The 13,327-nt window shown below is 49.4% G+C and carries 13 protein-coding genes; 6 read left to right on the forward strand and 7 right to left on the reverse strand.

Translation table 11 applies throughout. The features are described from left to right. Positions 1-220: 220 nt before the first annotated feature. The gene (locus M1D61_RS17905; RefSeq protein WP_458119961.1) at positions 221-1,594 is read left to right on the forward strand and encodes an MFS transporter; all 1,374 of its coding nucleotides are present in this window, start codon (positions 221-223) and stop codon (positions 1,592-1,594) included. Between the two features lie 228 nt (positions 1,595-1,822). Here the strand turns inward: M1D61_RS17905 and M1D61_RS17910 are convergent, their stop codons facing one another. From M1D61_RS17910 to M1D61_RS17930, 5 genes are all read right to left on the reverse strand, one after another. Continuing rightward, positions 1,823-2,179, reverse strand: a complete 357-nt coding sequence (locus M1D61_RS17910; RefSeq protein ID WP_458119962.1) for a DUF1878 family protein — start codon at positions 2,177-2,179, stop codon at positions 1,823-1,825. 73 nt (positions 2,180-2,252) lie between these two features. Further along, a complete protein-coding gene (locus M1D61_RS17915) occupies positions 2,253-3,560 on the reverse strand; it encodes a helix-turn-helix domain-containing protein (RefSeq protein ID WP_458119963.1) in 1,308 nt (435 codons plus the stop codon). A gap of 181 nt (positions 3,561-3,741) precedes the next feature. Continuing rightward, positions 3,742-3,888, reverse strand: coding sequence for a hypothetical protein (locus M1D61_RS17920; protein WP_458119964.1), 147 nt, complete (start codon positions 3,886-3,888; stop codon positions 3,742-3,744). A gap of 368 nt (positions 3,889-4,256) precedes the next feature. Next, positions 4,257-4,433 (reverse strand): hypothetical protein, encoded by a 177-nt coding sequence (locus M1D61_RS17925; protein WP_458119965.1) that lies wholly within the window; start codon positions 4,431-4,433, stop codon positions 4,257-4,259. A gap of 43 nt (positions 4,434-4,476) precedes the next feature. Next, the gene (locus M1D61_RS17930; RefSeq protein ID WP_458119966.1) at positions 4,477-5,133 is read right to left on the reverse strand and encodes a hypothetical protein; all 657 of its coding nucleotides are present in this window, start codon (positions 5,131-5,133) and stop codon (positions 4,477-4,479) included. Positions 5,134-5,711: 578 nt separating this feature from the next. Here M1D61_RS17930 and M1D61_RS17935 point away from each other — a divergent pair. Beyond that, positions 5,712-5,918: a hypothetical protein gene (locus M1D61_RS17935; protein ID WP_458119967.1), complete on the forward strand. Its 207-nt coding sequence runs from the start codon at positions 5,712-5,714 to the stop codon at positions 5,916-5,918. Between the two features lie 25 nt (positions 5,919-5,943). After that, the gene (locus M1D61_RS17940; protein WP_458119968.1) at positions 5,944-6,333 is read left to right on the forward strand and encodes a hypothetical protein; all 390 of its coding nucleotides are present in this window, start codon (positions 5,944-5,946) and stop codon (positions 6,331-6,333) included. A 117-nt stretch (positions 6,334-6,450) separates the two neighbouring features. On the opposite strand, the gene M1D61_RS17945 is transcribed toward M1D61_RS17940, so the two are convergent. Further along, positions 6,451-7,029 carry a hypothetical protein gene (locus M1D61_RS17945; RefSeq protein ID WP_458119969.1) on the reverse strand — a complete coding sequence of 193 codons (579 nt, stop codon included), beginning with the start codon at positions 7,027-7,029 and terminating at the stop codon, positions 6,451-6,453. A gap of 754 nt (positions 7,030-7,783) precedes the next feature. Between M1D61_RS17945 and M1D61_RS17950 the strand changes: the two genes are divergently transcribed. From M1D61_RS17950 to M1D61_RS17960, 3 genes are all read left to right on the forward strand, one after another. Continuing rightward, positions 7,784-8,371: a biliverdin-producing heme oxygenase gene (locus M1D61_RS17950; RefSeq protein WP_458119970.1), complete on the forward strand. Its 588-nt coding sequence runs from the start codon at positions 7,784-7,786 to the stop codon at positions 8,369-8,371. A 35-nt stretch (positions 8,372-8,406) separates the two neighbouring features. Next, a complete protein-coding gene (locus M1D61_RS17955) occupies positions 8,407-10,950 on the forward strand; it encodes a diguanylate cyclase domain-containing protein (protein WP_458119971.1) in 2,544 nt (847 codons plus the stop codon). A gap of 546 nt (positions 10,951-11,496) precedes the next feature. Then, the gene (locus M1D61_RS17960) at positions 11,497-12,501 is read left to right on the forward strand and encodes a cation diffusion facilitator family transporter (RefSeq protein ID WP_458119972.1); all 1,005 of its coding nucleotides are present in this window, start codon (positions 11,497-11,499) and stop codon (positions 12,499-12,501) included. Between the two features lie 104 nt (positions 12,502-12,605). Here the strand turns inward: M1D61_RS17960 and M1D61_RS17965 are convergent, their stop codons facing one another. Further along, complete coding sequence (locus M1D61_RS17965) at positions 12,606-13,268, reverse strand: hypothetical protein (protein WP_458119973.1); 663 nt, start codon at positions 13,266-13,268, stop codon at positions 12,606-12,608. Positions 13,269-13,327: the final 59 nt, after the last annotated feature.

Below are 13,327 nucleotides of genomic sequence, written 5' to 3' on the forward strand. Positions count from 1 at the left end.
TATAGTACCACTTTTGTAAATATAGGTAAAAGTAAATATTTTGAAGGTTTATCAAATTTTTTCTTGGTTTCTAATCTGTAAATAAAAATATACGTTAAACTCGTACATATTTCCACGTTGGCATAGCCTTTCCCTATAACCGACTATTACTATTAACAGTTACGCCCTCTCTCCCTCCCCATGCTATGATACATGCAAAATAGAGACATAAAGGGGTCGGATGATGCGTACAGTACAGCCACATCAGGTTATCGCGGATAGCCGGTTTAACAAATTTCATCTGTTGGTGTTTTTATGGTGTTTTTTTGCAATCGGGTTTGACGGGTTTGATATTGCTACATATGGGATTGGGCTGCCGCTCATGATGGAGGATTACGGGCTGTCGCCGGTGGAAGCGGGGGCGATCGGGAGTTACACGCTCGTCGGTATGATGCTGGGCGCTTTTGTCCTGAGTGCCCTGTCGGATGTGATCGGGCGGAAAAAGGTGCTCGCGATCTGTATGCTGCTGTTCAGCGTCTTCTCGCTGCTCGCGGGGCTGGCGCCGAATGCGGCGGTGTTTACGATTATGCGGTTTATCGCGGGGATCGGGATGGGCGGGCTGATGCCGGCGGTCATTTCCCTGATGACGGAATATTCGCCCAAAAAGAACCGGGCGCTGACGGTGGCAGTTATGTACTGCGGCTACTCGATCGGCAGCATCGCGGCTTCGCTGGTCGGGATGTACCTGATGGAGAGTCTGGGCTGGCGGTTCCTGTACTGGCTCGGCATCATTCCGCTGTTCGCCCTGCCGCTGTTCTGGAAGCAGTTCCCGGAATCGCTGTCGTACTACATCGTGCGCAAGCAGGGCGCACCGGTCGCGGCGATCCTGAACAGGGTGAATCCGCAGGGGAATTACCAGGCGAGCGATGACTTTGAATATGCGGCAGTACAGCAGCGTGCGCAGGGCATGCCGGTGAAGAAGCTGTTTGTCCAGAACCGGGCGGTGAGTACATTTGCCTTTTGGATGGCGGTGTTCAGCTGTCTGCTGATGATCTACGGGCTGAACACATGGCTGCCGAAGATTATGCAGGGATCGGGTTACGGCATCACGTCCAGCCTGTCGTTCAGCCTGGTGCTGGCGATCGGGCAGATTGGTGGGTCGCTGCTCGGCGGGTATCTGGTGGAGCGCGTCGGTCACCGCAAAGTACTCGTCTCGCTGTTCCTGACCGGGGCGGTATGCTTTGTCCTGCTGAGCATGACGTCAAGCACGGCGCTGCTGTATGTGCTGATCGCGCTTGGCGGGGCATGTACGGTCGGTACGCAGAATCTGGTGAACCCTTATATTTCCGAATATTATCCAAGAGAGATCCGCGCGACGGGAGTTGGGGTGAGCGTGGGGGTCGGACGAATTGGAGCGATTCTGGCACCGGTGCTGATCGGATTATTACTGGCGACGAGCATGGCGCCGCAAAATGCATTTATGTTCTTTGCGGTACCGTGTCTGATCGGGGGCGTAGCGTTTCTGCTAGTGCAGGAAAAGTATGGGAGCTTTGACAGGGTGCGGACGACACGGGCTGCCCATAGTGGCCAGCTGGCGGGGAACGAGGCGGGTTAGGAAATTAATTTACTCCTTGCAATTTGTCTGCTGTATTCATTGGTTGATGTACGCTTGTTATGAGGTATGCTTTAACAGGAGATATGGTGAGTATCGTTTGTTCACTTTATAGGATTGTAAATAACAAAGACGGTCTACGTTGAGGGGTAATATTACACTCACTCAAGGTAGATCGTCTTTTTTTACTTACACGGAAATGATGGATACTGACACTTCCAGCAAACCATATTAGAGCTGCTCCACATAATGATGGAACAGGTGAAATCCCGGAAGCTTGGCAGCATTTCGGATAACATGCTCTACCTTTTTCTCATTTAAGCGAGCATTCTCGATTGCCAGAACTTCTGCTATTTGCGTGGATAATTCCTGTAAACCCGGAATATCTCCACTGCCGGTTTCTTTTTGCTTCATTAGGGAATGATTCGCTTTCTTTAAGACTTCCATCAATTGATCATACTGGTTCTCGTTCAACTTCTCGGCAATGACCCAATCCAACAGAGAGAATTCATCCGGGTTCTGGGCAATATTTCTTAATAGACCGACGTAGAACTCCAGACGATCCACTTTACTTTGCAGATCTTCCATTTTGATCTATCTCCTTTTACAGAAATTTAAACGAGTATTTACCAAAATATCAGGTAGCTTATTGATCTATGGCTTACTGATCCATGGCTTCCTGACGGTACTTTTCCAGCAGCTTCATCGATTCCTGGATGCCTTCTTTGTTATCCAGGCGCAGGGCACTGTGAAAGCACTGCATCAGGCAATCTAGCCCTTTGCGATATTCCTTTTTGCGAAAACAATAATGGGCATATTCCCGGTTAAGGGTGTAGTATCTCAGCACTTTGAATTCTTCTTTGTACGTTCCGAGCTGGAAGGAGTGTTCGGTGGAAGTTTCCAGATATTGATCGAATTCTGCCAGATATTCATCGATCAGATAGTGATGGGCATTGGCTGAGGTCACCAGTGTAATTAATCCATCCAGTATCTCGTCTTCATTCTCTTTGAGCAGCTCTACGTACTCCGGGATAAATCCACGATTACCGAGTCTGACTTCCAGGGACAGGAAATTCGCTTTGGCGATAAATTTGAAATGTTCTACTTCTTTTTCCCCTGCTGCATCCAAATCTTCAAACCAGCTCAGGTCTTCATACCCCTGCGTATACAGGCGGAATTCATCATAATCTTCCTTGAATTCGTAATAATGCGATTTGAGCAGGTAAGCCTGACCATAGTAGTATACAAAATGACGATCTGTAGCGAATCCTTCCTGCTGCCAGCTTTTACTCTCATAGATCCTGTGGGTTAACTCAAGCAGCTCATCCACGTATTTGATAAATGACTCCATATCTTCCCTTGCCCCAAAAAAGTGACAGAGAAGAATCAGTCCATCCAGCAATAAATGATCGGGCAGCTTATTCCGATGCGGCAGAAACTGCATCGCTGCCTCCACATTTTTCCCCGGATTGGAACGGTGCATCTGGAGCAGCCTGTAGTAGCTGATCGCCAGCCGCTCCGACTGGTTGGAACGTTCGCATTCGATGACACATTCATACAGCAGCACAGCAGCTTCCTTCTGTTCATGCTGGTACAGCTCCTCTGCCGTCTCGAAAATAAGCGGAATCTGCTTGAGATCGTCTGCTACATACCGCAAAATCTTCTCAATATAATCCAGCCGCCCAATCTCCGCACACCGCATCAGCAGTGCCTTGATTCGGCGCCAGTGTCCGCCTTCCTGAAAAGATTCTTCTATATATAACGGATAATAATAACCTTCCGGCAGACCCATATAATTCGTAATGGCATCAAGCATATGTACAGACAGCATCTTGGGCGGATTGCCGTTGATGGCTGCGCTCAGTGAGCCGCGGTTGATTCCCGTCGCTGTGGACAGCTCGCCCAGGTTGATCTGGTGATCGGTGAGGAACTGCTGAATATGATGTTGGATCGTCTCTCTGTGATTCACTTCAATTCCTCCTGATCGTCCATGCGGGCTGTCCCCTGTTATTCGTCTTCGGCATGTTATGCGCGACTCTTTTCATTATATGACTGTGCAGCAGTCCGGTAAAACCTCATTTTGGTTACAACTGCTATTCAAATAGACTCCCAACATATGTCGGGAGTCTATAATGTCCATACGATTCATGCTATTTCATTCGCTGCCGCAGCTTCATTTCCCGGATATCCAGCTCACGCTTCTTGATCCGGAAGCTCTGGACGGTATTGTAAAAGGCCAGCACGACCACTCCGACGACGAGCAGGGCCAGTACGTAATACAGCGTGTCTATACTCACGGTCATCACATCCTTTGGCCAGTAATGTATAGTTCCTCCCTTTACCCTACTATATTTCACTACGAATTACCAATAAGCTTCCAGCCAGCTTCGTTGTGCAGCTGCGGCCGCGAATAGACAGCTTTGCCGCCTGATTTGGAGCTTATACCAATACGTGCTTTGCAGCATGGCTGTAGAGCTTATACCAATACGCGCTGTGCAGCCTGGCTATGGAGCCTGTACCCATACCAATATGTGCGTTACAGCCAATATATGCTCTACACAAAAACCTGCCCAGCCGAATCGGCATGGACAGGTTGCTGTTAGGGAGTTTCCACTTGCAGTCATATCCGATTGGAGTGTATCCGGTTCATTTACCGTGTATCCAATCAGGAATGCGAGCCGGCTGCCGGCTGATCAGACTGGTGGCCCAGCTGGAGTTCCAATCGCTGCAGTTCCAGTTCGCGATTGCGGACTTTGTACGTCTGGACGGTCGTATAAAAGGCAAGCACAATGACGCCGACGACGAGAAATGCCAGACTGTACATGAGCATCGTTAATCCCATGGAGTTCACTCTCCTTTCCATTGCCAAAACATTGTGGAGCATGTTATTTCACACATTCGAATTTGTAGCCGTTGGCGCCTTCGGCTGCGCCGCTGCTGGTTGTGCCATTTAGTCCGCTGCTATCGCGGCTGTCGATTTTTGGTGTACCGCCTTCATCGTAGCATCTGTTGATGAGCGTCATCTTTTGCTGGTGATTGAAATACAGTGCGGTAAAGATCACGCCGCCTGCAATCACACCGATCGCGATAATACCGATCCAGATAATCGGAGCGATCTGTGGGGTAATCTCGCCGTTACCGGTATCGGCGGCAGATACATCCACTCCGTAGGCAGTGAGCAATTCTTTGGTCTCATCCGGGGTCAGGCTGTCCAGAAAGGCTGCATACCCTTTTATTTCCTGATCCGAGAAATTGTACAGTTGTTTGGCTTTTACCTGGTTAATCGCAATTTTACCGGTACGAGCGCTGTATTCGAGCGACTCGGACAGGGCGGCTTCTTTTTTGGCCAGATCCGGGATACTACCAAAGGCTTCCTCGCGCTCCTGTTCACTCATGGCTGCTGCAGACTTGGCTCTGTCGAGCGCCTGCTGATTGACGTCATTCTTCTGTACTTCCGCATGGGCATAGCTGGAGAACGCCGATGTGAATGCCAGGACCATTGCCAGAAACGGGATGAAGTAACGGTTTACCTTTTGCGTCATGTGAGTCTCCTTTGTAATGTTTATTTGGAAAATACAGGTACTACGCTACTATACCTGTAAACCAATAGCTACGGATATGGAGAAATCGCAACCTATGTCTCTGTATGTGCTTACATATCCCTGTCTGTTATTCAGCAGGATGCACGATGAGGATGTATACAGAATGGAAATGCAGGAATGGGACAACCGCAGGGGATACGGCAGATGCTTTTGGATAGAACCCGGGATTCTGGATGTTCCTCTGCGAATTTCTCGAGACTATTTTCTGTCCGGCTCTATTCTCCTGCTTAGTTCGTACCGGATTCGACAATATTCTGTTGATGGAGCGCTGCAAAAGTTGTGGACCTTATGTACCAGCGGGTTCACTGCTGGATGTCTGTTGATGGCGCTAATGTTCCTTCCTCCATTATTTTGGTCTAATATAGTAGCGGTAGGTCAGCGGCAAATGTAAAGAAAGACTCGCGGCACATTAAAGTACAGCATATAATTCCTTGCAGCTATGACATATGGCGGCTTTACGGCTAGGTTACAGACTTTTATTCCGTCTATTCCTTATAACCACTATGCAGGAGGTTCTCATGAATCAACGTTTACTTGTAATCAAAGAAGATCTCGCAATCAGCAGGCAGAATATATCGAACGGGTCACTTCCGAGATCAGCCGCGCCGCCTATGTATTGGAACACAAACTGGGAATTTGCTATTGTATCTGTCATTTTTGCTGCGATTGGTGTGGGATTTGCCTATATGGCAATCCGTAATATTGAATATAAGGATGTCGTCTAAATTTATAGAAAATGAGGTGGATACTATGCTGCAATGGCTGGATCGTCATTATATGAAACTGACCGGATTTCTCGTGCTGCTGATGCTGCTTAATTTTATTGTGCTAAATGTAGGCTCAAATCTGGGACTCATCCTGGTATACGTGCTGCTGACCGCTGTACACAAACGTAAAGAAATTCGCAGTTATCTGCAATTCTCTTCCACTCAGGAAAAGACAGCCGGATTGATCGGATTCTTGGTCATGGTCGCTGTCGCGACACCGCTGATCATATATGGTCTGCGCTGGATCGCTGAGATGGAGATGTCTGTCGTGCTGCAGTATATCTGGATTATCATTGTTGTGGTCGGCCTGATGGCGGGGTACCTCTATATGATGCGCTGGGTGAAAAAGAAAGCCGATACCACTCGTGCATAATGCTGCTTGGGCAATTCATACCAAAAGCGCTGGTCCTGTTGTTATACGGACAGCGCTTTTGGTTTTATTTATGTTCTGACTTATAATGTAGGCTAATTTTAGCGATGTGGACTGATATTAGCGGGTCAAATGACCGTGATACAGCCAATGCCCATTTTCCCCTTTGACATAATTGAATACCAATTCATACGATGGAGTCTCATTGTGACTGACTACGGTAAAGGCCAGTTCGATATGCTGCGGGTCCCGTGGGAAATAATAGCGGTACTGCAGATTATCCAGACTGATGCCTTTGAGGAAAGGACGTTCGTATTCGTCTACCGTGACACTTCGCTGCTCGGGGTCTACCTTTACATCCGGCGCAGCGACAGAAGTTATGTAGGTCGCATCATTTTTATTCATCGCACTGATGAGGTTAAAGGTCAGATTAATCGTATCTTTGAGCGCCATACGAGCATTCTCATCATAATTCACCCCTGAACTCTCTTCCACCGCCTCGGCCGCTTCCATTGTCTGGATGCTGACTGCATTGGCATACATACCGCTTTGTCCTGTCTTCTGACTCGCCAAGGCATCTGCTGCAGCCGTACTGCCAGAAGCACCGCCGGATAGAGAATGATCTGTTCCTGCACCGGAACAACCGGATAAAAGCAGCGTGAGCGCGACAGACAGTATTCCGAATTTAAACGCTTTCATATGTAATTCCTCCTCATTATTGAACGATAATGACAGTTGATATGTACCTGTTCTTCTGTCACTTTTCAGCCTGCAGCGATTCACTTACATATTACCCGGATTCAACTGGAATTGAATACATCATCTGCAGATAGAATATTGCTGCAAACAATTTACAAATGAGATTTTGCTGGTGGCCCAAGCAACTTCTCTACCTGCCGTTAGGTTATTCACAAGTTAGATTTGTGGTTAATTCTGTCTATGCTGTACCCAGTTCCCACTGCTGGATGCATTTCCATTATACGACAGAACAGGGATCAAGAGGATCATAAGGTGATTCTCCTTTTGAACATATGTAATCTGCTCATTTACTTGTATAGACTATGTTTAAATTAGTAACTATTCTTGTCTGATGTAGCATGGTAAAATAGTCAGGAACGATTATGCCTTTGTGCTGCCATGAAGGATATCCTTTTGCAGTGCAGGCTTCAAATGAGCTGTTGGCTAACCTATCAAGTTACCAACAAGTACTGAAGTGAATAACTCAACTGCGTCTGTCTGTCTTTTACCCGCTTCAAATCGAAATCCATGGTAAACCGCTCTCCGGCCTGATGACACATCGAGAAGATACAGTCTGCTCTGTATCCTCATACTCGTCCCCGGCTCTGACCTCACACGCCCGATGTTACGGAATGTGTCGAGGTACTGGTGGTAGCATGGATTTTTTTGTTATGCAGTATGCAAACTAATTTCATTCAGATAAGGTGCGATGACGATGACTACAAATGTACTGGAACGATTACGGCAGGATACGGCGGAAGCTCATCAGCAGATCGAGAATAACGCCTATGCCAAATCCATGATGGACAAAAGCATGACACTGCCGGAATATGTGTCCTACTTGAAATTATTTTACGGATTCTTGAAGCCGCTGGAACAGCAGGCTGTACAGACCGGACTGCCGCAGCAGCTTGGCTTTGACATGGACATCCGCGGTAAATCCACTCTGCTGGAACAGGATCTGCTGCATCTGGGCGTCACGCATGAGCAGCTGGAGCAACTGCCGCTCTGCATACAACTGCCGGATCTCTCGACACCGCCGCGCATGATTGGCTGCTTTTATGTCATTGAGGGCTCCACGCTGGGCGGACAGATCATTACCAAACAGCTGATGAAATTCCTGCCGGTTGAGCCGGGCGCAGGTATTTCCTATTTTAACGGATATGGCCAGGACACCCGTGAGCAATGGCTGGCCTTCCGCCAGATGATACTGGACATCGGTGCATCTGAAGAAGAGAGCCTTGAGATTGTTCATTCGGCCAGAGAGACTTTCCGTCTGCTGGATCAATGGCTGGGTGCATAATTTGACTACAACACCAGAACGGAGGCCTGTCCATTATGTCTGATACCAATAAAAAAGAAAATCAGTCGTTGAACCGTTCCTTACTAACGGACGGCAACTATGTTACCCAGGAACCGATCGATCTGACCAACTGTGACCGGGAACCGATTCATATTCCCGGACGCATTCAGCCCCATGGTGTACTGCTCGCCGTGACCAAGGACAGCGAACACCAGATTGTGCAATGCAGTGCCAATTCCGATGAACTGCTGGGACGATCGGTGGATGAAATGCTCGGCCAGCCGCTGGAAGCCATTATTGGCGCAGAGCAGTTGTTCACTCTACTGAGCGGCGATCTAACCGCCGAAGCGACATCGGATCTGCAATATATCGAAGTCGCGCTGGAAGTTCGTGACGAAATGGTTGATTTCTTTGTCGTTCTGCATGAGAGTGAAGGACTGATTATCCTGGAGCTGGAGATTTCCTCCAAGGAAGACGACCGCGTCTTCAATGAATTCGAATGGATTCGCAGTTTCTTCAACCTGGTCAAGCAGACCAGCAGCCGCGCCGAGGCGAGTCAGGCCGCTGCCAAACAGATCCAGGATATGCTCGGTTATGACCGGGTTATGATTTATGAATTCGATCCGCAGTGGAATGGTAAAGTCATCGCGGAAGCCAAAACCGATGAGCTGGAGCCTTTTCTCGGCCATCATTATCCGGCATCCGATATTCCCAAGCAGGCACGTGCGCTCTACTTGCGCAACTGGCTGCGAGTCATTGTCGATGTGAATTACAAGCCGGTGGATGTGCTGCCTGCAGTACAGCCGCTGACCGGTAAACCGCTGAATCTCAGCCTGTCCGTACTGCGCAGCGTATCTCCGCTGCATATTGAGTATCTGCATAATATGGGCGTCGGTGCGACACTGACCATCTCCCTGATCCATGACAACCAGTTATGGGGACTGATCACCTGTCACCATTATTCACCGAAATATATTTCCCATCGGCTGCGTAATCTGTGCAACTTCCTTGGTTCGTTCTTCTCCAGCGAGCTCTACCAGCGTCAACAGCTGGACAGCTATGAAGGCGAACTGCTGCTGCGCAAGCAGGCGCTGCGCATCTCCAGCATTTTCACGGGTGCGACCAGTGCAGTACGGGTCGCCGAGCAGCTGCAGGATGAGGAAGAGACGCTGCTCAGCCTCATGAGCGCGTCGGGTGCAGCCGTCAGCTATCAGGACAAGCTGCTGCTCTATGGCATCACACCCAATCCCGGTCAGGTACGCGAATTGGCTGGCTGGTTGGGAAGCCGTTCGCGAGATTATGCGTATGCTACGTCACGGCTCAGTCTCGAATATGAATCTGCTCGTGCTTACAAGGACAAAGCTTCCGGCGCCCTGTACCTGGCCATCTCGCCCGGACAGCAAAACTATATTATCTGGTTCCGTCCGGAAGTCGTACAGGTTGTCGATTGGGCGGGAGATCCGGACAAAGCGGTAGTACAGGAAGACGACGGTGTCCGTCTGTCTCCACGCAAATCCTTTGAGAAATGGAGACAGGTTGTAGAGTCCACTTCCCTGCCATGGCAGAACAAGGAACTGAATATCCTGCCGGAACTCAAATCCATCGTGCATCAGCAGACCGAGAACCAGCTGCGCCAGATCGAGGATCAGGCACTGCAGGATGCCCGTACCCTACGGCGTAATGAACAGCGGTATATGCAGCTAATGGAGATGTCACCGGTCGCTTTCTTTACCCTGACGAATCGGCATATTATCTATTCCAACAGTCAGGCGGCAGAGCTGCTCGGCGTAGAGCACTCCAGCGAACTGGTCGGCCAGGACTTCCTGCAGTTCGTTCAGAATAATTTCAAATCCGATATGATCAGCTACCTTGACCAGCTGGAGAAGAATCTGATCCACATGATCTCCAACAATTCCTGCTTCCAGAATGCCAAGGGCGAATCGATCAAGCTGGAACTGACGCTCGCCTCGATCAGCTATAGCGGCAAGCCGTCGGTCATGATCATCGCGCGCGAAGCCCAGCAGGAATCCGGACTTACCGAAGCTTATACAGTCATAACGGATCAGCTGCAGAGCTATATGGCGACCGATCCGCTGACCGATATGCCAAACCGTGTTTCCTTTGAAAAGAAAATGCTGGATGACTGGTATACCGCTATTCAGCAGAAACACCAGGTGTCCCTGCTGCTGATCGACATCGATGATCTGCGCGAATACAATGCGATCCATGGCCTCAACGGCGGCGATCTCTGCGTCCAATGGGTCGGCGATGTACTGAACGTCGTCGGCTCCAAATATAATGCCGATATTGCCCGCTTCAGCGGAGGTACTTTTATGATGAAGATTCAGGGCAACGCCGAGGAAAAAGTCCATGAGCTCGCCGACGAAATTCGCAACAATGTACTCGCTCTGCAAATCCCGACGGACATGTCCAACTCCGGCGAATACATCACTGTCAGCGTAGGCGGTATCGTCCTGAATCCTGACCCGCTGATGCACCCGACCGATCTAATCCTGCGTGCTGAAGAAGCCCTTATGCAGGCGAAGAATCTGGGCAAAAGTCAGGTGGCATTCCTTTAGATTGTACGTGGTACTTGCGCTTGGCAGCTATTGTGCTGGGAGCTGAATATGCACCCTCTGTTCGTTTGTGAGCAGAGGGTGTTTTGTTTTTAAATGTTTATGTACAGCGAAAAGCAGCTAGGAGACTTATGTCATTCACTCCGGAAAGGAATAAGGACACGTCCTAAGGTATCATTTCTGCATCTAAAATCTACCCAAGCAAACTTGTAGCACGGAGTGGTAGAATCTCTTTCCGCAGCGGATACAGCGAATGTACTGGATGCAGCACCCACAACAAATCACAACAAATTCTGCCATCCCAATACCTACTCCGCAATATTTTTTATCCGCTCCACTCACATTCACAAAAACCAGTTGTTAGCAGCACAATTATTACAACCGACATAGCCAAACGTATGACAGTAATGCCTTAATTAATATGTCTCTTATGTAACATGAGCCCCCTCGTCAGCACCGTATCTTATTTGGAGGAACGTTTAACTTTGGATATAATCGGTTAGATTCGTCCTATATCATACATAATTCATTCACACAAGGAGGGCTATTGTGGCTCAGGAACCAGCAAAGGAAACATTCGGCTCACTTATTAAAAAAGGCAATAAATCATCTGCGATCGCCATGATCGGCAATGCGATTATTGCCCTGTGTAAAGGCGGCGCTTTTCTGTTCAGCGGCAGCGGGGCGATGTTCGCTTCAGCGATGCACTCGCTGGCGGATGCGGTAAACCAGGGATTTGTATTTGTCGGCAGTATTTTATCGGAAAAGAAACCGACTCCCCGCTTCCCGACCGGCTTTGGACGGGTAATCAATATTTTCTGCATGATCGCGGTCATCGTGGTGACCATTATGGCGTACGAGACCATTCATGAAGGCATTCACCTGCTTCAGCATCCATCGGCTTCATCAGGCGGTGCCTGGCTGAATATTGTCGTGCTGATCATTAATATTCTCGTCGACGGCATGATTCTGGTCAAAGCGATGAAGGAGATTATCCACGAATCCCGTGCCCCCGAGGCGCATGGCTTTGGAATCGTCAGCAGTGCGTTTCAAAATGTAGGCCGGGCGGCACCGCCGACGCGTCTGGTGTTCTATGAAGATATCGTTGCCGTGCTGGGCGCTCTACTGGCACTGATCTCGGTTATCGTGATCTCCTTGACCAACTTTGCACTGATGGATGGTGTGGTGACCCTCCTGATCGGCTGTCTAATGATCGCGGTCGCTTTCCGGGTCGGTTATGACAATATGATCGGTCTGATCGGCGTCGCGGCTCCGCAGGATGTGGCGGATAAAGTAACGGCGACCATCTTTGCAGACAGTCATGTAGCGGATATCCAGTCGCTGCGTATTATCCAGGAAGGGCGCTATTACCATGTCGATGGTGTCATCGAACTGACCAAAGGGCTGACGCTGGCCGACGCGGACGATATCAAACTGCGGGTACAGCAAGCACTCCTCATGAACCCGGATATCGCAGACGCGGCGCTGAGCATTGTCGAGGACGACAGCGTACAAAGCTGGAAAGCGGGCAAAGCAGAGACCAAGCCGGAGTAAGCTGACTGGAATTATAGTTAAAATAAGCTGCAGTGTCTGTTTATGGACGCTGCAGCTTATTTTTGGTTATTCGTATTGGATCGGATTTCAATTCCCAAGCGAACTTATTGACCGGCAGGTGCTTCCCGGTAGTAGCTGGCGATCATGTCCAGCTCTTTGGATTTGACGATACGGAACGGATAAATGTAGCCTTGCCGTGTGCGGGTTCTGCCTTTGGCCCAGATATCAATACCGCTGGTAAACAGGTATGCCTGATAGATGAACTTGGAACAATAATTGCGCTGGACATTATCCAGGCCGGTATGCAGTCGGTAGGCAGTGACCTGCTTGTAGTGTTCCTGTGCCCAGCGGGCAGCCTGCTCTCCCGCTTGCGGCTGTCTCGATCGGAACACGACGAACCGGTCGCCTACGTAGAAGCGCTTGATATACCATTCCACCGTATCCGAGAAGACCGGACCGAATGGATGCACATGATACACCCGTCCGTCCATTCCGAGAATGCCCATATGTCCGGCATAATAGGTCGACTCGGAGCTGGGGGTATAAATAATGTCGCCCGGCAGCAGCGGAGTCTCACGGATGCGGGATACGGGCAGGTCCTGCTGCTGACGGCGAACGGCGGCACGGCGGCGCGGTGCTTCGACCAGTGCGCGGTGCAGTACACCACCAACAGCCAGATAGATTTCGGCCCATTGAATGCGGTTATCATGATCCTTGTCAAATAATCGGCGTCCCAGGGATTGTATAGGTTGATACCATTTTTTCATGCTGCACCTCGAATGTATGATACATAATGACTTTTGGCTGGAAACAGACAGCCATGTTT

The sequence above is a fragment of the Paenibacillus sp. Z6-24 genome (assembly GCF_054161335.1).

Coding starts and splice junctions, on each gene's coding strand:
- M1D61_RS17910 (WP_458119962.1), bottom strand. CDS start 2,179: ATGGAAGATCTGCAAAGTAAAGTGGATCGTCTGGAGTTCTACGTCGGT.
- M1D61_RS17950 (WP_458119970.1), top strand. CDS start 7,784: ATGACTACAAATGTACTGGAACGATTACGGCAGGATACGGCGGAAGCT.
- M1D61_RS17935 (WP_458119967.1), top strand. CDS start 5,712: ATGAATCAACGTTTACTTGTAATCAAAGAAGATCTCGCAATCAGCAGG.
- M1D61_RS17945 (WP_458119969.1), bottom strand. CDS start 7,029: ATGAAAGCGTTTAAATTCGGAATACTGTCTGTCGCGCTCACGCTGCTT.
- M1D61_RS17905 (WP_458119961.1), top strand. CDS start 221: ATGATGCGTACAGTACAGCCACATCAGGTTATCGCGGATAGCCGGTTT.
- M1D61_RS17965 (WP_458119973.1), bottom strand. CDS start 13,268: ATGAAAAAATGGTATCAACCTATACAATCCCTGGGACGCCGATTATTT.
- M1D61_RS17925 (WP_458119965.1), bottom strand. CDS start 4,433: ATGGGATTAACGATGCTCATGTACAGTCTGGCATTTCTCGTCGTCGGC.
- M1D61_RS17940 (WP_458119968.1), top strand. CDS start 5,944: ATGCTGCAATGGCTGGATCGTCATTATATGAAACTGACCGGATTTCTC.
- M1D61_RS17930 (WP_458119966.1), bottom strand. CDS start 5,133: ATGACGCAAAAGGTAAACCGTTACTTCATCCCGTTTCTGGCAATGGTC.
- M1D61_RS17955 (WP_458119971.1), top strand. CDS start 8,407: ATGTCTGATACCAATAAAAAAGAAAATCAGTCGTTGAACCGTTCCTTA.